Origin of the sequence: Defluviitalea raffinosedens (assembly GCF_016908775.1) — a bacterium.
GTDB lineage: Bacteria > Bacillota > Clostridia > Lachnospirales > Defluviitaleaceae > Defluviitalea > Defluviitalea raffinosedens.
In genome coordinates, this window is record NZ_JAFBEP010000003.1 from 121,036 (window position 1) to 144,187 (window position 23,152).

At 37.1% G+C, this 23,152-nt stretch carries 19 protein-coding genes and 1 pseudogene; 4 read left to right on the plus strand and 16 right to left on the minus strand.

Annotated elements, in window-relative coordinates; translation table 11 throughout:
* Positions 1-76: 76 nt before the first annotated feature.
* From JOD07_RS03800 to JOD07_RS03830, 7 genes are all read right to left on the minus strand, one after another.
* On the minus strand, positions 77-1,624 hold the full coding sequence (locus JOD07_RS03800; protein ID WP_204612295.1) for a UDP-glucose--hexose-1-phosphate uridylyltransferase: 1,548 nt from the start codon (positions 1,622-1,624) through the stop codon (positions 77-79).
* 13 nt (positions 1,625-1,637) lie between these two features.
* Positions 1,638-2,627, minus strand: coding sequence for a UDP-glucose 4-epimerase GalE (gene galE / locus JOD07_RS03805; RefSeq protein ID WP_158739386.1), 990 nt, complete (start codon positions 2,625-2,627; stop codon positions 1,638-1,640).
* A gap of 10 nt (positions 2,628-2,637) precedes the next feature.
* Positions 2,638-3,801 (minus strand): galactokinase, encoded by a 1,164-nt coding sequence (locus JOD07_RS03810; RefSeq protein WP_158739385.1) that lies wholly within the window; start codon positions 3,799-3,801, stop codon positions 2,638-2,640.
* Positions 3,802-3,831: 30 nt separating this feature from the next.
* Complete coding sequence (locus JOD07_RS03815; RefSeq protein WP_243144527.1) at positions 3,832-4,860, minus strand: LacI family DNA-binding transcriptional regulator; 1,029 nt, start codon at positions 4,858-4,860, stop codon at positions 3,832-3,834.
* 110 nt (positions 4,861-4,970) lie between these two features.
* Positions 4,971-5,144, minus strand: coding sequence for a hypothetical protein (locus JOD07_RS03820; protein WP_204612297.1), 174 nt, complete (start codon positions 5,142-5,144; stop codon positions 4,971-4,973).
* Between the two features lie 231 nt (positions 5,145-5,375).
* Positions 5,376-6,443, minus strand: coding sequence for an undecaprenyldiphospho-muramoylpentapeptide beta-N-acetylglucosaminyltransferase (locus JOD07_RS03825; RefSeq protein ID WP_158739382.1), 1,068 nt, complete (start codon positions 6,441-6,443; stop codon positions 5,376-5,378).
* 34 nt (positions 6,444-6,477) lie between these two features.
* Positions 6,478-7,632, minus strand: coding sequence for an NAD(P)-dependent malic enzyme (locus JOD07_RS03830; protein WP_204612298.1), 1,155 nt, complete (start codon positions 7,630-7,632; stop codon positions 6,478-6,480).
* Between the two features lie 267 nt (positions 7,633-7,899).
* Here JOD07_RS03830 and asnB point away from each other — a divergent pair, with 267 nt between their 5' ends.
* Positions 7,900-9,723: an asparagine synthase (glutamine-hydrolyzing) gene (gene asnB, locus JOD07_RS03835; RefSeq protein WP_204612308.1), complete on the plus strand. Its 1,824-nt coding sequence runs from the start codon at positions 7,900-7,902 to the stop codon at positions 9,721-9,723.
* 48 nt (positions 9,724-9,771) lie between these two features.
* Here the strand turns inward: asnB and JOD07_RS03840 are convergent.
* The 4 genes and pseudogenes from JOD07_RS03840 to JOD07_RS03855 all read right to left on the minus strand — a co-directional run bounded on the left by JOD07_RS03840 (position 9,772) and on the right by JOD07_RS03855 (position 13,106).
* Positions 9,772-10,949: pseudogene (locus tag JOD07_RS03840) on the minus strand (ROK family transcriptional regulator).
* 149 nt (positions 10,950-11,098) lie between these two features.
* Complete coding sequence (locus JOD07_RS03845) at positions 11,099-11,515, minus strand: HIT family protein (RefSeq protein WP_158739607.1); 417 nt, start codon at positions 11,513-11,515, stop codon at positions 11,099-11,101.
* Between the two features lie 46 nt (positions 11,516-11,561).
* Positions 11,562-12,416 carry a formate/nitrite transporter family protein gene (locus tag JOD07_RS03850; protein ID WP_204612311.1) on the minus strand — a complete coding sequence of 285 codons (855 nt, stop codon included), beginning with the start codon at positions 12,414-12,416 and terminating at the stop codon, positions 11,562-11,564.
* A 141-nt stretch (positions 12,417-12,557) separates the two neighbouring features.
* The gene (locus JOD07_RS03855) at positions 12,558-13,106 is read right to left on the minus strand and encodes a hypothetical protein (RefSeq protein ID WP_204612315.1); all 549 of its coding nucleotides are present in this window, start codon (positions 13,104-13,106) and stop codon (positions 12,558-12,560) included.
* A gap of 182 nt (positions 13,107-13,288) precedes the next feature.
* Between JOD07_RS03855 and JOD07_RS03860 the strand changes: the two genes are divergently transcribed.
* The gene (locus tag JOD07_RS03860; protein ID WP_158739376.1) at positions 13,289-14,041 is read left to right on the plus strand and encodes a CAP domain-containing protein; all 753 of its coding nucleotides are present in this window, start codon (positions 13,289-13,291) and stop codon (positions 14,039-14,041) included.
* Between the two features lie 23 nt (positions 14,042-14,064).
* On the opposite strand, the gene JOD07_RS03865 is transcribed toward JOD07_RS03860, so the two are convergent.
* From JOD07_RS03865 to JOD07_RS03875, 3 genes are all read right to left on the minus strand, one after another.
* On the minus strand, positions 14,065-15,246 hold the full coding sequence (locus tag JOD07_RS03865; protein ID WP_204612323.1) for an SCP2 sterol-binding domain-containing protein: 1,182 nt from the start codon (positions 15,244-15,246) through the stop codon (positions 14,065-14,067).
* A gap of 21 nt (positions 15,247-15,267) precedes the next feature.
* Positions 15,268-16,821 (minus strand): M1 family metallopeptidase, encoded by a 1,554-nt coding sequence (locus JOD07_RS03870; RefSeq protein WP_204612324.1) that lies wholly within the window; start codon positions 16,819-16,821, stop codon positions 15,268-15,270.
* 94 nt (positions 16,822-16,915) lie between these two features.
* The gene (locus JOD07_RS03875) at positions 16,916-17,608 is read right to left on the minus strand and encodes a hypothetical protein (protein WP_158739373.1); all 693 of its coding nucleotides are present in this window, start codon (positions 17,606-17,608) and stop codon (positions 16,916-16,918) included.
* 352 nt (positions 17,609-17,960) lie between these two features.
* On the opposite strand from JOD07_RS03875, the gene pepF reads away from it, so the two are divergent.
* Positions 17,961-19,766, plus strand: a complete 1,806-nt coding sequence (gene pepF, locus JOD07_RS03880; protein ID WP_158739372.1) for an oligoendopeptidase F — start codon at positions 17,961-17,963, stop codon at positions 19,764-19,766.
* A gap of 29 nt (positions 19,767-19,795) precedes the next feature.
* Here pepF and JOD07_RS03885 read toward each other — a convergent pair whose 3' ends face one another.
* A complete protein-coding gene (locus JOD07_RS03885) occupies positions 19,796-21,031 on the minus strand; it encodes a LysM peptidoglycan-binding domain-containing protein (protein WP_158739371.1) in 1,236 nt (411 codons plus the stop codon).
* 222 nt (positions 21,032-21,253) lie between these two features.
* Between JOD07_RS03885 and yyaC the strand changes: the two genes are divergently transcribed.
* Positions 21,254-21,841 carry a spore protease YyaC gene (yyaC, locus tag JOD07_RS03890; RefSeq protein ID WP_243144526.1) on the plus strand — a complete coding sequence of 196 codons (588 nt, stop codon included), beginning with the start codon at positions 21,254-21,256 and terminating at the stop codon, positions 21,839-21,841.
* 1 nt (position 21,842) lies between these two features.
* On the opposite strand, the gene eam is transcribed toward yyaC, so the two are convergent.
* Entirely contained in the window at positions 21,843-23,066 is a 1,224-nt protein-coding gene (eam, locus tag JOD07_RS03895; protein WP_330636124.1) for a glutamate 2,3-aminomutase, read from the minus strand.
* Positions 23,067-23,152: the final 86 nt, after the last annotated feature.

Genomic DNA, 23,152 nt, shown 5'->3' on the forward strand with positions numbered 1-23,152 from the left:
TTTGTTTGTACTTTTTTGTCGTTTTATTACATCACATCATTATAGCACAAACAAAAAATTTGGGTAGTGTATTTTTTTAGAAAAAGTTCATATGATTCATGAACCTAAAGAAAGCTTCTATACCTTCTTTGGTTTGCTTATAAACCCCTGCATGTTCTAAAACCGTTTTAAATTTAACGCCTACTTCTTTTTGGATAACTTCTTTGGCTTTTTCTTCACTTAAAGTGATGCCGTAGGAAGATATGAGTTCGTTAATCCAATGAACATGCTGGCTAAGATCTGGATATATTTTAAGTTGTTCTTCCAAAGATCTTGTACCCTTTAAAATTTCTTTTATTTGTTCCAGTTGTTCATTAAGCCTTCCCGGCAGCACTGCCAGCCCCATTACTTCTATTAAACCTATATTTTCTTTTTTAATATGATGTACTTCTTCATGAGGATGGAATATGCCATAAGGATGTTCTTCACTGGTTCTGTTATTCCTTAAAACCAAGTCTATTTCCCACTCCCCTTCTTTGTTTTTGCGGACGATGGGGGTTACGGTATTGTGAGGAATTAGACCATCATCGGTTTTTGTAAAGGCCAAAATGCCAGCTTCTTCATCACTGTACTTTCTCCATTCTTCTAAAATAGCAAAGGACAGGCTTTCTAAGTCTTTCCTGTTTTGTCCTCTTAGTCGTATAGCGGACATAGGCCATTTGACGATGCCGATTTTTACATCTTTATAATCCTTATGGGTAAAGGAATAAAGCTCTTTGGCTTCTTCCATGGGGAATGTATGTCTTCCCCCCTGATAATGGTCGTGGCTTAAAATGGAACCTCCAACTATAGGAAGATCTGCATTGGAACCTACAAAATAGTGGGGGAACCGTTCTACAAAATCAAACATTCTTTCAAAGCTTTTTTGGGTTAATTTCATTGGGGTGTGCTGGCCATTCAGGACAATACAGTGTTCATTATAGTAAATATATGGAGAGTATTGGAAATACCATGCTTCTCCAGAAAGATTCAAAGGAATAATTCTATGGTTTTGCCTTGCCGGGTGATTGAGCCTTCCGGCGTACCCCACATTTTCTACACATAAAAGACATTTTGGATAGCCGCTTTGAGGCGCATTTTTAGCAGCTGCTATTTCTCTCGGGTCTTTTTCCGGCTTTGAGAGATTCACCGTAATCTCTAGATCACCATATTCCGTATGGGTTCTCCAGTATAGGTTTTTTTCTATTCTGTTCATACGAATATAAGTAGTATTCTGGGAGAAATCATAAAAATAATCTGTAGCTGCCTTGATTCCTTCTTTTTGCTCCAGCTCTTCAAAGGTTCTTACCACTTCTCCCTGTCTCGGAGTTAAAAGCCCCATGATTTTGGTGTCGAATAAATCTCTGTGGGTATTGGTATTTTCTTTTAAGATTCCTTTCTCATAAGCGTAATCTAAAAGGTGATCCAGTACATCATAAATATTGATATCTGCATCATCTATAGTGCCTTCATAGGGTTCCTGAACTTCCAGTAACTCCATTAAAGCATTTCTTGAAGGGATTACATCGTACTGTGTAATGAGTTTTTGATCCAGGGCGTAACGTATAAGACGCTCTATTTCTTTTTGAGGGCAGATTTTATCCATTGGTCTCTCCTTCCTAGTCCTGATATCCGTCCGGATGAGTTCTGTGCCAATCCCATGCACTTTGTATGATTTCTTCCAAAGAAGTATACTTAGGATTCCAGCCTAACTCTTTGATGATTTTATCTGAAGATGCGATGAGAACTGCCGGGTCTCCTGCACGTCTTGGAGCAACTTCGGCAGGAATTTCATGTCCTGTTACTTTCCTTGCTACTTCTATAACTTCTTTTACAGAAAATCCTTTTCCGTTACCCAGATTATAAATCGCTGACGTATTATCTTTTCTCAGCTTTTCCACGGCTAAAATATGGGCATCTGCAAGATCTGTTACGTGGATATAGTCTCTTATGCAGCTGCCGTCTTCTGTTGGATAATCATCACCAAAAATCATGATTTTATCTCTTTTTCCCAAAGCCACTTGAAGGATAATTGGAATAAGGTGGCTCTCAGGCTTGTGGTCTTCACCAATTTTTCCGCTTTTATGGGCTCCGGCAGCATTGAAATAACGAAGGACTACATACTTAATACCGTAGGCATTGTCACACCATTTCAGCATTTTCTCTACGGCGAGCTTAGTATCCCCGTAAGGGTTTGTTGGAAGCGTTTTGTCGCTTTCTAATATTGGAATATTTTCCGGCTCGCCGTAAGTTGCTGCAGTGGATGAAAATACAATTTTCTTCACGTTATATTCATGCATTTTCTTAAGCAAAGTAACTGTTCCATATACGTTATTATGGTAATACTTTAAGGGATCTATAACGCTCTCTCCAACTAAGGATTCTGCTGCAAAATCTATAACTGCTTCTATAGTATTTTCTTTAAATACCTGGTCTAAAAAGGCTTCGTCCCTGATGTCTCCCACATATAGTTTTGCCTTTGGGTTTACTGCCCCTTTATGTCCTTTTTGAAGATTATCTACTACGATCACTTCTTCTCCCTTTGCAATGAGTTCTTCTACAGTATGGCTTCCTATATAGCCTGCACCGCCACATATTAAAATTGGCATAATTTCCCTCCTAGTCTAATTTTCTAGCTCCGTCTCCTATATTGGCAATGTAAAAATCAGCTTTTAAGCCGGTTTTCTTTTCGTAATTTTCTCCTACCTGCCTCATAAATCTGTTCACTGCTTCTTCTTTTACAATAGAGATCGTACAGCCTCCAAATCCTGCTCCGGTCATACGGGCACCCAAAACACCGTCTATTTTCCATGCTTCTTCTACTAAAGTATCTAATTCAAAGCCAGTTACTTCATATAAATCTCTTAAGGATTTATGGGATTCATTCAAGAGTTTTCCGAAAGCTATAATATCTCCTTGTTTAAGCTTTGCAACTGCTTCTTTTACCCGGGCATTTTCATACACTGCATGTTCTGCTCTTTTTCTTACAGTTTCAAAGGTAATAAGGTGTTTGTTTTCTTCCCAAACTTCGGGAGTAAGATCTGCCAAATAATCGATATCCAGACGGGTTTGAAGGGCTGCAACCGCCATATCGCATTCTCTTCTTCTTTCGTTGTATTTTGAATCTTCTAATCCTCTTCTTTTATTGGTATTGGCGATGATTAATTTCATACCTTGAAGATTTACCGGAACATATTCATATTCTAAAGTATCGCAGTTTAAGTAAATGGCTCTGTCTTTTTTGCCCATGCCTACGGCAAATTGGTCCATGATGCCGCAATTAACGCCCACAAATTCATTTTCTACCTTTTGAGAAAGTTTTACCATTTCCAGTTGATCGATCTCACAATTAAAGAAATCTTTTAATAAAACACAAGTAACCAGTTCAATGGATGCTGAAGAGGAAAGCCCTGCTCCATTGGGAATAGCGCCATAGTATAAAACTTCAAAACCTCCCAGAGCAAAACCTTTTTTAAGAAACTGGTCCACAACGCCTTTCGGATAATTTGTCCAGCCGTCTTTTTTATCATATGCAATATTATTTACATCCACTTCTACAAGGATGTCAGGGAAATTAACTGATGCAAATTTTATTTTGCTGTCATTTCTTTTTCGTGCAGCAGCAGTGGTTCCAAAGTCCAGAGCGCAGGGAAAAACATTACCGCCGTTATAGTCAATATGTTCTCCTATCAAATTAATTCTTCCTGGTGCAAAGAAAAGACTTGGTTCTTCGCCCTGACCATAAAGTTCTGTAAAGCGACTTTTAAGTTCTTGATTATTCATTATGATTACCTCCTTTTATATTTTTTAAAATTATTTTTTAGGGCTTGTGCAGGATTCTCTGATCATCAGATTGGTGTCCAGGATGATTTTTTGAAAGCCATGCCCTGGGTGTTTTATGATGTCCAGCAAAAGTCTTGCTGATGTTTTTCCTAGAGCATACATATTCTGATCTACGGTTGTAAGTTTTGGTTCGCTGATTTCTGAAATGACTATGTTGTCATATCCTATCACGGATAAATCCTCTGGGATAGATATTCCCAACCTTTTGGCTGCCTGCATCACACCTACCCCCATCCAATCATTGCAGGCAAAAATTGCAGTTGGGGGTTCTTCTTGCTCCAGTCTTTTTTGAACTACCTGGATAGCAAGCTCCACGGTTTCTAATCCGTTCCCGTTTTCTATGACCAAAATGTTCTCTTTCCTTATAGGGATTTGATGCTTTTTTAAGGTTTCATAATAAACTTGTTCTTTTATGTCATAAGAGTAGCTGTTTTTGGCTCTTAAAAAGGCAATATCCCTATGCCCCAGCTTAATGAGATACTCCATTGCCTGCAGGGTACCCATTTCCTGGTCATTCAGGACAAAATTGCAGCGCACTCCTCTATGATAGCCATTGATCAGTACCAAAGGGATTTTCTTGGCACATTCTTCATAGAAACCGTTTTCTATATTTTCATACCTGGGGTCTATAACTAAAATGCCATCCACTTGCTTTTCCAAAAGATTTTGGATCTGAGTTCTTTCGGATTCTTCTTTTCCGTCGGTATCACATAAAAAAAGAGAAAAAGTTTTTTGACTGCACACTTTCTCTATGCCCTTTACCACAACAGGAAAGAATAGGTTGGTAATACTCGGGACAACCACTCCTATGGTGTGGGTACTTTTTCCGATTAGGCTTCTGGCAAGATAATTCGGTTTAAAATTTAATGCGTTTATGGCCTCTTCAACTTTTTGTCTGGTTTCTTCTTTTACGGGGTAATTATTATTGATCACTCTGGATACGGTGGTAATCGATACGCCTGCGTACTTTGCCACGTCTGCTATGGTCGGCTTTTCCAATGACCCACCTCCTTTATAGAAAAGGTTTTCTATAAATTGAGCATAGCACATTTGATTTATATTTTCAAGAGAAAATATCGTAAATCAAAAATACCATACGTATTTTCCATTTAAATAATATTATTTAAATAATGGGGTGGACGACTCTTTTCTTTTGCTTTGATTTCCATGGTTAATCCTAAGACTCTGATCCTTCTTAATTTAAAGTTAGATACAAATATGTCTTTTCTCGTTAAGTATATTCCTAAGCCTATGGCTATGGTAACCATTAACAAATCTATCATAGCACCTCCTTTCGGCTTATGATGCAGACTTCACTGTTTCATAGCCCTCCGGAGGATAACATACAACCCCCACGGACCTTATCCGTGGCTTTTTATTTTAATTAGGAATTATATCATAAAATTGATTTAAAAACATTACTTGCTTTTTATTGAATGAGAAAGTGATTCATTACTTTTGGATTAGTCGATGTCGTAAACTTCACAACACAAAAAAGTAAGGAAGCTAGTTCCTTACTTTTTTGCGTTGGTTCTGATTAAGTCCATGACTGTATCGATGCCATTAGCACCTTGGCTTTTTTGCATGGCTTCAATATAGATATGTCGATTCCGATAAGTATCTTTAACCATTTCTATTAAGGTTTCTTCTGTCAAGTTTTCTTCTTCCAGTACCTGACTAAAGCCCTGGTTCTTAAAAGAACGAGCATTTAAAATCTGATCCCCTCTGCTGGCCCTGGCTGACAGGGGGATTAATATATTGGGTTTTTTAAGGCTTAAGATTTCTGCTATGGAGTTGGCCCCTGCCCTGGAAATAAAAATGTCAGCCGCTGCAAACAGGTGGGGCAGTTCTTCTTTAACGTATTCGAATTGTTTATAGCCTTTAGTATTTTCTAAGGACTCGTCCTTATTGTTTTTTCCGCAGATATGGATCACATTAAAGAACGGAAGCAATGAAGGAAGAGCTTTTCTTAATACATTATTGATGGTAACAGAACCAAGACTTCCTCCCATCATCATCAGAATTGGTTTTGTATCGCTAAAGCCGCACAATTTTAGCCCTTTTGTTGCCTTCCCCTGAAAGAGTTCTTCCCTAATAGGTGTCCCTGTTAAAATACCTTTTTCCTTTGGGATATGATTTAGGGTTTCAGGGAAGTTGACACAAATCTTTTTTGCAAAGGGAAATGCCAATTTATTGGCAAGCCCCGGGGTGATATCGGATTCATGGATGATCACAGGAACTCGTCTAAGCCATCCTGCGGCAACCACAGGAACCGTTACATATCCCCCTTTTGAGAATATAATATTGGGTTTTAACTTTCCAATCAAAGCCAGGGCTTCAGCTCCCCCTGCCAACACTTTAAAAGGATCTGTTAAGTTTTTTATGTCCTTATATCTTCTAAGTTTTCCCGAGGAAATGCCGTAGTAAGGAATGTTCTGTTCTTCAATCAGTTCTTTTTCAATTCCGGTTTTGCTTCCTATGTATCTGACGTCCCAGCCTTCTTTCTGCAACTTTGGAATAAGGGCTAAATTGGGCGTTACATGCCCTGCAGTACCTCCCCCGGTGAGAATGATTCTTTTCAAGCGATCACCACCTCTATATTTAAAATATGCTTATTTATTTTTTATATACATCGATCACCGCCTGGGCAACTTTGTCAGCTACTCCTTCGTCAAAGGGTTTGGGAAGAATATTTTCTTCGTTTAATGCTTCCTTAGGAATCATGCCTGCAATAGCATGAGCCGCTGCCAGTTTCATTTCCTCTGTGATTTGGGTTGCTCTTGCCGCTAAAGCACCTTTAAAAATTCCGGGGAAAACCAATACATTATTAACCTGGTTGGGGAAATCAGAACGGCCTGTACCCACGATTCTGGCCCCTGCTTCTTTTGCAAGATCAGGCATAATTTCAGGAACTGGATTCGCCATGGCAAATATAATGGCATCTTTATTCATAGACGCAACCATTTCTTTTGTAACGATTCCAGGTGCTGAAACCCCTATAAAAAGATCTGCTCCCTTAAGGGCATCTTTTAAATCGCCTTTTAGATTTTCCTTATTGGTTACTTTAGTCATTTCTTTTTGTGCCCAGTTCATTCCTTCAGCATCTTTATGAAGTATACCGATTTTGTCGCAGAGTATAATGTTTTCGAAGCCATAATTTAAAAGCAGTTTAGTGATCGCTATTCCTGCAGAGCCCGCTCCGCTTACAACTACCTTCATGGTTTTTTTATCTTTTTTTACGATTTTTAGAGCATTAATCACTCCCGCTAAAACAACGATTGCTGTCCCGTGCTGGTCATCATGAAATACGGGAATATCCAGTTCATTCTTAAGTCTTTCTTCTATTTCAAAACAGCGGGGAGCCGCAATATCTTCCAGATTAATGCCCCCAAAGGAAGGTGCAAGACACTTTACTGTTTTTATAATTTCTTCTGTATCTTTGGTAGCCAGGCAAATAGGAATGGCATTTACTCCCCCAAATTCTTTAAATAATACTGCTTTCCCTTCCATAACCGGCATAGCTGCTTCCGGACCGATATCTCCCAATCCCAGTACAGCTGTTCCATCGGATATCACTGCAACAGTGTTGCCTTTCATGGTATAGGTATAGACATCTTCTTTGTTCTCATGTATTTTTCTGCAGGGCTCTGCAACCCCCGGAGTATATGCAATGGATAAATCTTCTTTGGATTTTACTTTTGCTTTTGCTGTGATCTCCAGTTTCCCCTGCCATTCTTTGTGCATCAAAAGGGCTTTTTCGTTTATATCCATGTTTTTCTCTCCTTTTTACTTTTGTAATCAGTATTCTTCAGGTGCATTATAGCACAAAAATTCTACCTTGGTCGATGAATTTCCTAATGAAGTATAAATTTTAACCCCAATTTTTGGGTATAATAAAAAAGAATGTATTGTTGATTTATAAAATAACTTATGCTAAAGTTTTCATATGATAAAAACGGCTGGTGCTGTTTACATTTGAAGAAAATCAGATGTTTTAATATATAATGCGATGTTAATGTCGTGAAAGGGGACAATAGGATGTGTGGTTTTTGTGGTTTTGTAGGTGAAACAAAAGATAGAGAACCTGTTTTAAAAGAAATGATGAATACTATTATTCACAGAGGTCCTGACAGTGACGGACAATACATAGATGACCAGGCTGCTCTTGGCTTTAGACGCCTTAGCATCATTGACCTGGCAGAAGGCTCCCAGCCTCTCTATAATGAAGAAGGCAATCTGGTTTTGGTTTTCAACGGTGAAATCTATAACTATCAGTCCATAAGAAAAATACTTGAAGAAAAAGGGCATATTTTTAAAACCCATACGGACTCGGAAGTTTTGATCCATGCCTATGAAGAATATCAAACGGACATGTTAAATCATCTTCGGGGCATGTTTGCATTTGTGATCTGGGACAATAAAAATAAAGTCTTATTCGGGGCGAGGGACTTTTTTGGCATTAAGCCCTTTTATTATTATAATGAGAATGGTGTTTTTGTATTCGGCTCAGAAATAAAAAGCATCCTAAAACATGATTTGGTAAAAAAAGAATTGAATCTGAATGCTCTTGAGACCTATCTGACATTCCAGTATTCTGCCATGGAAGAAACCTTTTTTAAGAATATTTTCAGGCTTCCTCCTGCTCATTTCTTTATTTATAAAAATGGAAAGATGGATATTAAAAGATACTGGGAACCAGTCTTTGATGCGGAAGATAAGTCTTTAGAAGAATATGTGGAAGAGATCGATCAAAGGATGAAAGAATCCATCAAGACTCATAAAATCAGTGATGTTGAAGTAGGCTCCTTCCTGTCCAGCGGAGTAGATTCCAGTTATGTTGCAGCATGCTTTAAGGGAGATAAGACTTTTACTGTAGGATTTGATTACGATCAATACAATGAAATCGATTATGCCAAGTCTCTTTCAGAAAAAGTGGGCATCGCCAATTACCACAAGTTGATTACAACTAAGGAATACTGGGAAGTACTTCCTAAGGTTCAATATTACATGGACGAGCCCCTGGCTGATCCATCTGCCGTTGCTCTTTATTTTGTAAGTCAGCTGGCCAGCCAGCATGTTAAAGTTGTGCTTTCCGGAGAAGGGGCTGATGAACTTTTTGGAGGATATAATATCTACAAAGAACCTCTGGATTTAAGGGTTCTAACGGTACTTCCAAAGCCTGTAAGAAAGCTCTTAGGAAAATTGGCTTCACTACTGCCTTTTGATATTAAAGGGAAAAACTTCTTCATCCGCGGAAGCAAATCGATTGAGGAGAGATTCATAGGCAATGCCTTTATGTTTACTGAAAAAGAAAGAAAGGAACTCCTAAAACACAAAACTAATGCACCTTCACCTTTTAGCCTGGTTAAACCTTATTATGATAAGGTTAAACTAAAAGATGATGTGACCAAGATGCAATATGTGGACATTCACATGTGGCTTTGGGGAGATATTCTTCTTAAAGCAGATAAAATGAGTATGGCCCATTCCCTGGAGCTTAGGGTGCCTTTCCTGGATAAAGAAGTGTTTAACCTTGCTTCAAGGATTCCTGTCAAATATAGGGTAAATAAGCATAATACCAAGTATGCCCTAAGGCTTGCTGCCAAAAAGAATATGCCTGAAGATGTAGCCAACAAAAAGAAATTGGGATTCCCTGTTCCAATCAGAATCTGGCTTAGGGAAGAGAAGTATTATAACATTGTCAAAGAAGCCTTCACCTCCAATGCTGCACAAACTTACTTTAATACCGATAAGCTTCTGACGATCTTAGATGACCATTATAAAGGTGTAAAGGATAACAGCAGAAAAATATGGACCATATTTATGTTTTTGGTTTGGTATAAGCAATATTTTGAAGTGTAAAAAAGAAGCATCGTACAAGCTTTTGCTCTTAAGCAGTACGATGCTTTTTTATATAATCTTTTCTCTGATGAAAAACAGTTTCTGCAATGGCAGTAAAGATGCTCCAAGCAAAGAGGCATTACCCTTTAAAGTGGAGGTCATGATTTTTATATCTTGTTTGCTATAAAAAGTATTTTCAATAAATACTTTTTCTTTTAGGGGCTCGAGGATTTCATCATACCGGCTGATCTCTCCCCCAATGACGATATAATGAGGATCTAAAATGAGGATAATATTTTGAATCCCCACCGCTAGATAGTTCAAATATTCTTCCCATACGGCTCTGGCCTCAGGCTGATTCCTTTTTAACGCTTCAAAAAATTCCTTTAAAGTAATATTATTCTTGCCTGTTTTCTCTTTGTACTGTTCTAATAAAGCTCTGTCAGATGCATATAATTCCCAGCAGCCTTTTTTCCACAATTACACTGTTTCCCGTCAGCGACGACTGTCATGTGTCCAAATTCTCCAGCCCTTTTATTTTTGCCTTTATAGAGATAATCCTGAATCACAATTCCTGTTCCAATACCCTTTGTAATGGATATATAGACTAAATTCCTCAGTTGTTTTGCAATGCCTACACTTAATTCAGCAAGGGCTGCGGCATTGGCCTCATTCTCAATATATACAGGAAACTCCAGTATATGATCGAATTCCTTAAAGGATATATTTTTAATCTTTAAGTTAGGCGCCATTTCAAGAAGCATTTTTTCTTCATTCACTGTACCAGGAAGAGAAAAACCAATACCCAAAACTTTTTCTGTAGGGATCTTCTTTTCTCTAAGAATATCTTTGGTAATTCTTTCAATCTTTCTGATCACTTCATTCATATTAGAAAAGCCTTCTATTTTGAATGTGGTCTCGTATATAATATCAGAATCCAGATTGGTTAAGGCAACCCGAACAAAATATAATGAAAAATCAACTCCAAAAGAATATCTGGAATTAGGCAAAAATCTTACAATAACTGGTTTTCTGCCTCCTGTAGATTCGGCTACTCCGGCTTCTTCCAGTATGCCTTCTTCAATTAAAGCGTTGATATTGGTTGTCACTGTGGGTATACTGATTTCCAATTCCTTTGCTATTTCTTGTTTGGTGGCTTCTCTTTTTTTGCTTAAGAGCTGAAGCATTCTTTTACGGTTAGAATCTTTTATAATCTCCTGGTCCACTGAATTGAGACTTAACATCATATCACCGTCCTGTTATTACCACATAAGCAAAATTGGATTGAGTTTTCCCTTAATCTTACCATATTATTCGTCCATTTTCAATTAACTTTTTTAAATGATTTTAAAAAGTTGTTGTAATAAAAGAAGAAGAATCTTCTTTTATTATGCGTTTATTGCAATGCTTTATAAAGCTTTTTAGCCAGAACATCCAATTCTTCTTCTGTAGGTTCCGTAGGCTTCCATGTAATGTTAATACGATCATCAGAATATCTTGGTATAAGATGAAGATGGAAATGAAATATCGTTTGTCCTGCTATTTTACCATTGTTTTGTACAATATTAAGGCCTTCTAAATCAAGCTCTTTCTTGAGTATTTTGGCTAACTGAACACTTAAAGCGAACAGTCTGCCCCCTTTTTCCGGATCAATTTCAAAAATATTTTCTATATGTTCTTTCGGAATAATGAGAAGATGCCCTTTACTTCCCGGGAACCTGTCCAAAATCACTCTAAATTCACTGTTTTCTAAAACCGTTGCTGAAGGAATTTCTCCGTTAGCAATTTTGCAAAATAAACACTCCAATTCTATTCCTCCTTTTGACCCTACATAATACCACAGTTCCTATTATAGCACATTATCCATTTTTTTGGATAGAGGTTTGAGGATTTATTTTTTTCTTAAAAATAAGCCAATATATTCCCCCCACGAATAAAGCTCCGCCTATAATATTTCCTATGGTAACGGGAAGCAGATTGGTTATGATAAAGCTTTTCCATGTAAGCCCCGCCAAAGCTTCTGAAGCGAATCCTCCAGCTTTTACATATAAAGGATTTGATTTGGCAAAAAGACCTGCCGGAATATAATACATATTCGCCACGCTATGCTCATATCCCGAAATGACAAAAGCAAATATAGGGAAAAATCCTGCCCATACTTTGCCTGATAAGTCTTTTGCACCATACATCATCCATACGGCAATACATACGATAACATTACACATTATCCCCAGGATCAATGCCTTCGAAAAAGATAATCCTGTTTTATAAATCGCAGTTTTTATATGCAGTGCTCCTAATTTCCCACTGTTTAAATCAAATAATCCACTGTTTGCTTCTAACCATGCAAATCCAAGGGATCCGATAAAATTGCCTGCATATACTATAAAAAGATTTTTAATCATTTGGTATAATGATATCTTTTCTTCAAACAAGGCTAAAGAAAGCAAACAATTTCCTGTAAATAACTCAGCCCCTGCAATAACTACCATTAAAAGTCCTACGGGGAAGATCGCTCCTGCTACTAATTTTGAAATTCCAGGGTTGGATATATCATGAATGGCAGTATTGCTGGCTATGGCTCCCATAGCGATGAATGCTCCTGCCAAAATTGACAGCATGAGTTGTTGGAATACCGTTCTGTTAGCCTTTTTTACTCCTGCCCCAATGGTATAATCTGTTATTTCTTCCGGTGTTAAGTAATTTCTGTCCATAGATAAGCCCCCTTGATGTTTACACAATGTTACAATTATAATTCAATTGAAATAGTTTTTCAATTAGGAATTAATTACAAAAAATCGCATAGGAAATTCAGAGAAATTTCTTATACAATAAAAAAGGACGAAATATTCGCCCTACAAAGCATTGATTTTACTACAGTAATATATGTATTTTAATAAATCGTTTTGCTCATCACCAATGATTTCAAAGAGCATCATTTTCCACTCTGGTGGTACTACAGAAAAATAAATCTTTCTATAAATTTCAATACTTTCAAAGCCCTGAAAAATTCTTTGATCCAGATTTTCTTTTAAATCTTCCGGAAGACCGGGTTCTTTTATATCGCAGGATAATTTCCTTCCGGTCATTCCATAATAAATCTCTCCGAGCATTTTTTCATGTCTTCTTTGATTCAGCAAAATCTGGTAGATCCTTTTCCTGTCCAATTCGTTGTCATAGCACCCCATAATCTTTTCATCATAATAAGCCATCCTTCTTTCTCTTTTGGCTGCTTCCTCAATAAGTTCCGCACCTTTATATTCGTGTTTTATATATGTATTGGGCATAGACACAGGCATAACCGGTGGAGGAATTGGCATAAAGCTGCTCTGGTAGGGCGTTTGGGAAGAAATTTCTCCCATCATCGGCTGCTCATAGTAACTATATGGCTGCTGAAAATACATATATTCTCCCCCTATCTTTTGATCTTCATGGTTACTTCTTTTTTATATATGTATTCTCAATTTCAAATTTCATTACTAAATTTTATAATCAGTTATTGGCATCATTTTTTAGCATAAAACGATAACAAAATACAAATAATGAGAATAGTGCTGAATATATGAACGAAAAAGGATGTGACAGAATGAAAAAGCGCCTTTGTCTTTTTTTTCCTCTTTTTCTCTTAAGTATGGGCTGTATCATTTCCATCTCTTCAACTACAGCCAATGCTAAAAAAAATGTTAGTTTTAAATGGACATCGATTAAACAGGCAGAAGTAACCGCTTACTTACTCAATGTGCGAACAGGGCCGGACACCTCATACCCTGTCATCAATCACTTAAAAAAGGGGCAAATTGTAAATGTCCTGGGGGAATTAAACGACTGGTATATCGTACAGTTGCCCAATGATTCCATAGGGGTAATTACAAGTAAATTCACCAAACCCTATACCTATCATACTGCTTCTAATAAAGAAACAACAGAATCTGAGGCTGTTCCTACCTGGTCAAACAATATGAGAGAAAAAGAAGACATTATGTTGGAATACATTAATAACGAAAGAAAAAAGGCGGGCCTTCAGCCCTATGTGATGAATGAAGAGCTCCAAAACATTGCCTCTCTTAAAGCAAAAGATATGGCTGAAAACAATTACTTTGGACATGTTTCTCCGACCTACGGAAGTCCTTTTGATATGTTGAAAAACTTCGGCATATCTTATCGTATCGCCGGAGAAAATATTGCCGGCAACAGCTCCGTTAAAAATGCCCATGATGCTTTTATGAACAGCCCCGGGCATAAAGCCAATATTTTAAGCAAAAACTATGATCAAATAGGGATTGGAATTGCCCCCAGCAAAAAATATGGATATATCTATGTTCAAATATTTAAAAAATAGTGAGGTACAAACTACCTCACTATTTACATTTTCTTAAATAATTGATCTAATTTGTTTAATATCATAAAATTGCCTCTTACTTTGAGCTGTCCTGTCATAAAACCTTTTTGTGCAGTAAATTTTCCCTTTAAGATATCCATCCATACATCTTCATTCATAATGAGAACAATATCAGCCTGATCGCTAACCCCGTCGTAATAATTGCATTCTCCATTTTCAATGCTAATATACGCTTCAAAGGGTTCCTTACCGCTGACATGAAACTGAAAAGTTCCTTTAAAATTCGATGCCAGATGGGGCTGAAAATAATGTGGCAGATTCTTGGTCATCTGTTTGCAGGTTTTACTACTTTGAGTAACTGGCTGCATGGATGCAGGCTTTCCATAAATACCATAAGGATTTAAGTTGGCCTCTGGCTGCTTGCCTGAAAGCTGTTGCTTAAAAAACTCTGTCAATTCTTGTATATCTTTTTCCTGTTGTTCTGAAAAAGCCTCAAATCGAACAGGCTTAACTTCTACAGGTTCCATAGAAGGAGGTGCTTTGACTGCTGGGACTTCAACCGCTGCTGGCGCTGTAACGACAGGAGGGGTCCAGGCCACTATCTTCTTTTCAGGAGTTTTTTGTACTTCTTCTTTCAAGCCTTGAATTTGGAATGGTTCTGGTTTTGCTTCCAAAGCTTTGTCACTGGTAGGAAGCTTTTGCCTTGCTTGTCTAAAGACGCGATAAAAATCTTCTACTCTTTTCTCTATAGATTCTTTGATCTCTTCAATTTCTTTAGGGCTTGAAGCATAAAGAGCCATTCGCCCTCCCTCTATGCCTCCGAGTAATTCCCATATCCTTAAGGCATACTCTACAGTTTCTCTTTCCCCTGTGGTATTCGTTAAACCAATGCAAAAACCATATTTATCTTTTAATAGATTCTTATAGGAAGGATGAGTTAAATGCTCAAAAAATACTTTAAATAATCCGGAAGGCCCCATCAAGACAACCTTTAATCCAAAAACAACTGCGTCCGCTTCCTTAATTTTAGTAACAATCTGTTGTACATCTTTATGAATATCTTCGCCATAATAGGGTATATTATATTCATCCAGTAAAATCTCTTCTACTTCTACTTGAAGTTCTTTTAAAGTATTGGATACTATTTTTATAATACGCTGCAGTGTTTTTTGCTTTTCACCTTCATAGATAATCAGTGTTTTCATTTTTTCACCCCTCTTAAACAATTAAAATTCAGGTAATTCGGTAGCGTTCATCCACTGAGAAAAGAAGCCCTTTAAGGAAGAGCCGTATATCTCTTCGGCAGTAGAAATAAACCCTTCTGTATCTACTATTCTAAAAGCATATTTTTCGTAGTAAGTCTTAAGAAACTTATCAAAATTTTCACTGCCCATTTTTTCTTTTAAAGCATGAACCATCAATTGACCTCTCAGATAATGGATATTATAATAGGTTTCCCAGCTGGAAAAAGTGCTTAAATCGCTGTTTAAACTGACCACCCGCATAGGCTTCATACTCGCAATAAGCCTGTCCCTTTGCTTCTCCATCAGGCTTTCGATATCTTCTTCCACAAAGAATAGATTTTTCTGAAGATACATAACCATCGCTTCATCCAGCCAAGGTTCTTTTATTTGGTTGCTTCCTATGATGTTATAAAACCACTGATGGCCTATTTCATGGGCAACATCCAGTATTACTGTCGGATCATTTTGCAGCTTCTTTGAATCCATTAAAACTAAAGTAGAATATCCCATACTATCTGGAGCATATAACGCCCCCTCTACAATATCCAATTCTGAATAAGGGTACGAACCCAGCCTTTTACTATAATACTCCAAAGACCTTTTGGCTATGTTTAGGATCTTTTCACTATTGGAAAGTTCATGGGTGGAATAAAGATGAATATCCACACCCGTTTCTGTTTCTAAAGATACTTCTCTAAATTTATTGCTTATAGCAAGGGCAAAATCCCTCACCATTTGGGCATTGATCGTAGTGATTTTTTCTCCATCTTCTTCTGTTTCTTCTTCGCTACCAGTTGCAACCACAACATATTCCTTAGGAGTCGTCACTTTTACAGTATAATTGGCGATATCGGTAAAGAAAGGATCTCCTACAGGATAATAAGGATATTTATTCCATCCATTTTTATCATATACAGCTAAAACAGGGAGAAAATTTCCCATCCAGAGCGCGTCGTCATCGGATCCGATACGATGGGAAATGATAGGTACTTTTCCAACAAACTGAATAGTAATTTCGATAGATTCTTCAACTTCTGCAGGGGTTTTTAATGAAATTTCCAAAAGCGTATCGCTTTGATTAAAGGATACTTCTTCGTTATTCACCAGGACCGATTGAATATCAATAAATCCCTCCTTAAACCCTTTGCTTGTAATTTTATCTTCTACGCCTGAAAAGTAAGGCTTTATGGCGCTATTTTCTCTAAAAGCATTCAAGTGTAAATTAAGATATATTAAATTTAAAGGATTTCCTGTCTGATTGGTATATTGTATTTTCTGAATTCCTGTAAAAGTTTTTTCTCGGGGATTGATTTTAAGATCTACATTATATTGAGTATAAACTGTTGGATTTTTATTGGCTTTTAAAGAATCGGACATGATTTTAATATTTTCATTGCTTGAATGTTCATCCAAAATAACGATAACTGGCTCTTCCTCTTTATGCGGTTTAGAACTTAGAGTTTGGAAGCAGCCAATTTGAACAAGCACACAGAAGGCAATGATCGCAATGATTTTTAATTTGCTTTTGGCCGACATAGATTCTCTCCCCTCAAATGAGCTTCGTTTGTTCTAAGCCTATTATCATATATTTTCGGGGAAATGTAAAGTAAGATACAATCTGGAATCATATTTAGCTAAGATATTCTTGGGCTTCCTTCAAATAACAGGTCTTGATATCTTCTATTTCCCAATAAGCAAAAAATAGCTTTCGCGTCATTCTTAAATGAAGGATATCCCCTTTTCTCAGATAAGGAATCAAATTCTCATCCAAAAGCACTTTGGCGTATCTTCCCGCTGGCTTTTTCTTTATGGTAACAGAGCAATCAGGAGCAATATCCAATACTTCAAAATATCCCTGTTCAAATATTCCACTTTTGTCTTTTGTGTATTTCTTGATTTTATTTTCTTTATAACATCTTAAATCGATAACCAAAGGATCCGTACTGATAACCGGATTGCCCACAAACCTTGAAAACGCCTGCGATAAATGAATAATACGCACAAAGTCTTCTACAAACTGATCAAGGGGTTTAAAAAGACTGACTTCTTTTTTATATTTTATTTTTAAATATGTAAGATACCTTTGAATAGCAGGAAAAAGACGATATATTTTATCATCGGACAGTGTTTTACTTTTCTTTGGAAGCCAATATAAGAAAAATTCATCCAAAGTTCTTTGATCCAGATCTTCAAGCTCTAACGTCGGCTCTTTCTGTCTGAAATATTCATATAACAGTGAAATACATTTGATATCCTGGGAATTCTGAATAAAAGAAGTATTCACGTAAGCTATGTAGTCTTCTATTGTCTGCAAAACCGTCATGTATATTTCACCATCCTAATTATTTCTACTTCTTTATTCTTTACCTTAGATGGCGAATTATACATGTAATTAGTTATCCACAAAAAAACACCGGATTAAACATCCGGTGGACATCAATAAGAAACGGGGATTTCTTATAAATAAGGTGAAATAATATGCGGATAATATTTTTTTATTCACATGTTATTCACATGTTATTCACATATTATCCACACACTTATCCACAAGATTATGATAACATTTCTTTTATGCTTCGTCAACTGGTTTTTGGCTTTGTACATTATTACTTCTCTAATTTTTAGTATATAATAAAATATGTATCAGATACTAAATACATGAAAGGAGTTTTATCATGTCAAATCCATCCAATAGCCTTCCTCTAAGGGAGGAAATAGATCCAAAATACAAGTGGAATCTTAAAGATTTGTATCCTTCCGATGAAGCGTGCCAAGAGGACATGAAAAAATTAGAAGCTTCCCTTGGGGATTTGTCTAAATTTCAAAACCAACTTTCCAATTCATCAAAGGTACTTCTGGATTGCTTGGTGCTGAATGACAAATTGTCTCTGATGGCAGAAAAAATCTATGTGTATTCCCATATGAAATTTCATGAAGATACTTCCAATGGTTTTTATCAAGGCTTGGCCGATCGTGCCAAATCCCTGTCCATTAAACTTGCTTCTGCTTCTTCATTTATTATTCCTGAAATTTTATCTCTGTCAGAAGTGACATTAAAAAATTATTTAAAGGAAAATGAAGAACTGAATCTATACGCTCACTTAATAGAAAACCTACTTAGACAAAAGGATCACATTCTTTCCAAGGAAAGCGAACAGCTTTTGGCAGAAGCTTCAGAACTTGGTCAAGCGCCTTCCAATATTTTCTCAATGATCAATGACGCCGACATGACCTTCCCATCCATCGAAGGAGAAAATGGAGAAAAAATCGAAGTGACTAAAGGGCGTTTCATCCAGCTCATGGAAAACCCTAACAGAAAAATAAGAAAAGCAGCCTTTAAGTCTCTATATTCCAGTTATATTAAGCAAAAGAACACCATTGCTGCCACTTACCATGGAAGCATCAAAAAAGACGTGTTTTTTGCAAGAATGAGAAAGTATGCTTCTTCTCTTGAATATGCTCTTTTTGACGATAATATCCCTGTAGAAGTGTATACGAATTTGATTGACAGCGTTCATGAAGCTCTCCCTCTGATGCACAGATATGTAGCCTTAAGAAAACGATTATTAGGCGTAGACGAGCTTCATATGTATGATTTATATACTCCTATCGTTGCTGATGTGGATATGAAGGTTCCCTATGAAGAAGCCAAAGAAATCGTAAAAGAAGGCCTTGCACCTTTGGGAGAAGAGTATATTAAAATTCTTGAGAAGGGCTTTAAGGAAGGCTGGATTGATGTATACGAAAATAAAGGAAAAAGGAGTGGGGCATATTCCTGGGGTGCTTATGGAACCCATCCTTATGTACTTCTTAACTATCAGGATAATATTAATAATGTATTTACTTTAGCCCATGAAATGGGGCATGCCCTCCATTCCTATTATTCTGATTCAACTCAGCCCTATGTATATGCACAGTATCCTATTTTCTTAGCAGAAGTTGCTTCTACCGTTAATGAAGCACTCCTTATGCAGCATCTTCTAAAAACAACGGAAGATAAAAAGAAAAGGGCATATCTTATGAATCATTTTATGGAACAGTTTAGAGCGACTCTGTTCCGTCAAACAATGTTTGCAGAGTTTGAAAAATTAACTCATGAAATGTTGGAAAAAGGCGAAGCCATAACGGCAGATTCTCTTGCAGCCCTCTATCGAGATCTAAATATTAAGTATTATGGTCCTCATATTGTTGTGGATTCTGAAATTGATTTTGAATGGGCAAGAATTCCTCATTTCTATAATGCCTTCTATGTGTATAAATATGCTACAGGATATTCTGCTGCCATTGCCCTTTCAGAAAGAATCTTAAATAACGAGCCAGATGCCCTTGAAGATTATATGGCCTTCTTAAAAAGCGGAGGTTCAGACTATCCTATCAACATTCTAAAAAAAGCCGGTGTGGATATGAGTACAACTGAACCTGTTAAGAAAGCACTGAAAGTGTTTGAAGATTTGCTGATTGAAATGGAAAAATTACAATAACAATGGGCGGCCCTTGGCCGCCCACAGTATTATAAACGAGGGAGCTTTAAAACCTGCCCCTCATAAATTTTATCCGGACTTTCGAGTTTATTCACTTTTACAATTTCGTCTACGAAAGCCGTTGATTTGTAATACTGATAGCATATTCTGTTGAGATTATCGCCCTTTTTTACTGTGTATGTCTCATAGCTTGATTCCTGAATCTGGGGTGTTTGTTCTGTTTCTTTTGCTTCTTCTTTTACCGTTTCTTTTTCACTTTCTTTTTTTACTTCTTCTTTGGGTTCTTCTTTTGCTTGCTCTTCCACAATAATGGCATCTTCTGTTTCTTTCACTGCAATTTCTGGAGTTTCTTTTGTTTCATTAAGAGCAGCTTCTTCTGTTTCAGCAAAAACCACCTGAAGATCTTTTTCCTGGAGTTGACTTAATAAATTATTATAATTAGCATCCATGTGGCTTAGCTCAGTTTCAAGTCTTGCCAGGCGTTCCCTATTCTGAATGAGGCCCACTGCCATGGAAACACACATTAAAAACAGCACGACGCTTAAGGAAGCAGCCAGACGGATAATTTTTTTGTGCTGTATCTCCTGCTTTTTTGCCCTGTCTTTCTTTCTAAAATGCAGCACTACATCTTCTCTTTCCTGTAGTTCCTCGTTGGAGACTCCTACCTTATGATTTACCATGTAATTTTGCATCTGTTCATTTTTATCATAGTAAATATAATATCCTTCTGCCGATCGTACTTCTTCTTTATCCCACAGGAAAAAAGCTTCCATATTTTCGATAGGATCAATGATCATCAGAGTCTGATAGGGCTTTCCAAAAAACTGTTTTTGCAGGCGAATATCCTGGGTGGTGAGGAATATGCCATATCCTGGCTGGGTGTGCATCCATCCCATAAGTTCACGATCAGGAAAGTATTTATTAAGTTTTGCTTTTACTTCATTGAGAACTTCATCTGTAAGCAGTACCTTGTCTTCGGCCAGGGAGCTCTTAAACTGAATGGCTCCGTTAATAATTGCCATCTTCTCTCCGAATTCCTCTGTGTAATACCCAACAAGCGCCGCCCCTTTTTCTTCCCCCCGGTTCAGCTTAGAGTACTGGTAAAGGTAAGTATATACATAATCCTCCAGATAAATATGGATTCCTGTCGGCACCTCTCCTACGAGCTTTGCATTATCTAAAAAAGAGCGTTTCGTTTCTTCTATTTCTTCTAATTCTTCGATTTCGTCGGAAGAATCCGTTGGCCCATAAAAAAACTCACTCATATTTCATCCCCCTCGTGCATATAATTCCTATTTGAAGATATATTATCACAGTCAATTTACATTTTTTAGAAATTCATGTCGAGGGTCTTAATTTTTTTATCTTGCTTTTTCACCAAAAAAACCCAATTATCTATTTGTAATATTTACCACCGATAAACTGAAATAAATGTTTACAAAAGTGGAAAACTAAAAAATGACTATTCCCATAAAGGTGGTAATTATGTGCTGTTTCAACAAAAACAGAATCCTTCTCCAACTTACATAAATATTAATTCTCCATATCCGTTTAAGGAGTTCAGCGATGCCTTTTATCAATATTTTGCAAAAAAAATACCCCTTTATAATGGGGCTGTCATTTTATGCATCGGAACAGACCGGGCAACTGGTGACAGTTTAGGTCCTCTGATAGGATATAAATTAAGGCATCTGTCCTACCCTAATATATATGTATACGGTACATTGGAACATCCGGTTCATGCTAAGAATTTGGGTGAAACCGTTGAAATGATTCATGAAAAACATCCTAACGCTCTGGTTATTGCAATTGATGCCTGTCTTGGGAAAATGGATCATATAGGATATATTACACTGGGGGAAGGCTCAATTAAGCCGGGAGCAGGGGTTCAAAAGAATCTTCCTCCAGTCGGGGACATATTCATTACGGGAATTGTTAATTTCAGCGGATTTATGGAGATGCTCATTCTTCAAAACACCCGTTTATCTTTAGTGATGCAAATGGCAGATATCATTTCTTCCGGCATCAAATACAGCCTATGGAGATACTATCAACTGGGGAAAAAACTTTCCTAGCTTAATTAGGATAATCAATGATTTCGCCTTCCCAGGTACGGAGTTTAACACTGTTTTCTCCCCAGGAAACAATATAGTTAGGCAGTATAGGGGTTTTTCCTTTTCCTTTTGGTGCATTGACAATATAGGTAGGTACAGCTAAACCTGAAGTATAACCTCTAAGGTATTCCATGATTTCCATTCCTTTTTGAATTTTCACACTAAAATGCCCGGTGCCTACGACTGCTTTGGGATGGAAAATATAATAGGGTTTTACTCTGATTTTAAGCAATTCATGGTTTAGTTTTTTCATGATATGAATGTCGTCGTTGATTCCTCTAAGCAGTACGGCCTGGTTACCCAACACGACTCCTGCACGGCAAAGTTTGTCAGCTGCTTTTTTGGACTGCTCTGTAACTTCTAATGGATGATTGAAATGGGTATTCAGATAAATAGGTGGGAATTTGCTAAGAAGTTCGCAAAGATCATCTGTTATTCTTTGAGGCATGGTTACGGGAGTTCTGCTTCCTAAACGGACGATTTCGACATGCGGAATTTCTGAAAGCTCTGATAAAATCCAATAAAGCCTTTCATCGGAAAGAAGAAGAGCATCTCCCCCGGTGATTAAAACATCTCTTATTTCTTTATGTTCTTTTACGTATTGTATGCATTTTGCTAAATCATCTTTTGGAAGGGCTAAATCTTGCTGCCCTATGCATCGCCGCCTTTGACAATGCCTGCAATACATGGCACATTGATTGGTTACTTTTATAATCAGCCTGTCAGGATATCTTCTCGTCATCCCTTCTACTGGAGAAGTGAGCTCCTCGTTCATGGGGTCTTCTTCTCCCCCTTCTGCTAACTCTTTTATAGAAGGAATGGCTTGTTTTCTAATGGGACAAGAAGGATCGTCAGGATCCATTAAACTGGCATAATAGGGTGAAACCGCCCAGCGGTATTTTTTCCCAACCAATTCTATTTGACTTTTTTCTTCCTCTGAAAGGTTTAAGATTTTCGACAAGGTATGAATATCTGTAATTCTATTGGCAATCTGCCAGGTCCAGTCATCCCATTGTTCATCTGTCGCATTAAGAATCTTCATAATACGCTTTTTATTTTCTTGTATGTATTCTTCATTCTTAAAACCCGTCGGAATAGATTCTTGCTTGATTAAGTAATCCTCTATTCTCTCTTTTAATTCTTGAGCTCTTTCTAAAGAAATCATTCTCTTGTCTTTCTGATCCAAAGTCATTCCCCCTTCTAGTAAGTCTTATACATTCATTATATCATTTTAAAAGTAACAACTCAATATTAAATTCGAAATGTCTGTAT

Coding starts and splice junctions, on each gene's coding strand:
- JOD07_RS03800 (WP_204612295.1), bottom strand. CDS start 1,624: ATGGATAAAATCTGCCCTCAAAAAGAAATAGAGCGTCTTATACGTTAC.
- galE (WP_158739386.1), bottom strand. CDS start 2,627: ATGCCAATTTTAATATGTGGCGGTGCAGGCTATATAGGAAGCCATACT.
- JOD07_RS03810 (WP_158739385.1), bottom strand. CDS start 3,801: ATGAATAATCAAGAACTTAAAAGTCGCTTTACAGAACTTTATGGTCAG.
- JOD07_RS03820 (WP_204612297.1), bottom strand. CDS start 5,144: ATGATAGATTTGTTAATGGTTACCATAGCCATAGGCTTAGGAATATAC.
- JOD07_RS03830 (WP_204612298.1), bottom strand. CDS start 7,632: ATGGATATAAACGAAAAAGCCCTTTTGATGCACAAAGAATGGCAGGGG.
- asnB (WP_204612308.1), top strand. CDS start 7,900: ATGTGTGGTTTTTGTGGTTTTGTAGGTGAAACAAAAGATAGAGAACCT.
- JOD07_RS03850 (WP_204612311.1), bottom strand. CDS start 12,416: ATGGACAGAAATTACTTAACACCGGAAGAAATAACAGATTATACCATT.
- JOD07_RS03855 (WP_204612315.1), bottom strand. CDS start 13,106: ATGTATTTTCAGCAGCCATATAGTTACTATGAGCAGCCGATGATGGGA.
- JOD07_RS03860 (WP_158739376.1), top strand. CDS start 13,289: ATGAAAAAGCGCCTTTGTCTTTTTTTTCCTCTTTTTCTCTTAAGTATG.
- JOD07_RS03865 (WP_204612323.1), bottom strand. CDS start 15,246: ATGAAAACACTGATTATCTATGAAGGTGAAAAGCAAAAAACACTGCAG.
- JOD07_RS03870 (WP_204612324.1), bottom strand. CDS start 16,821: ATGTCGGCCAAAAGCAAATTAAAAATCATTGCGATCATTGCCTTCTGT.
- JOD07_RS03875 (WP_158739373.1), bottom strand. CDS start 17,608: ATGACGGTTTTGCAGACAATAGAAGACTACATAGCTTACGTGAATACT.
- pepF (WP_158739372.1), top strand. CDS start 17,961: ATGTCAAATCCATCCAATAGCCTTCCTCTAAGGGAGGAAATAGATCCA.
- JOD07_RS03885 (WP_158739371.1), bottom strand. CDS start 21,031: ATGAGTGAGTTTTTTTATGGGCCAACGGATTCTTCCGACGAAATCGAA.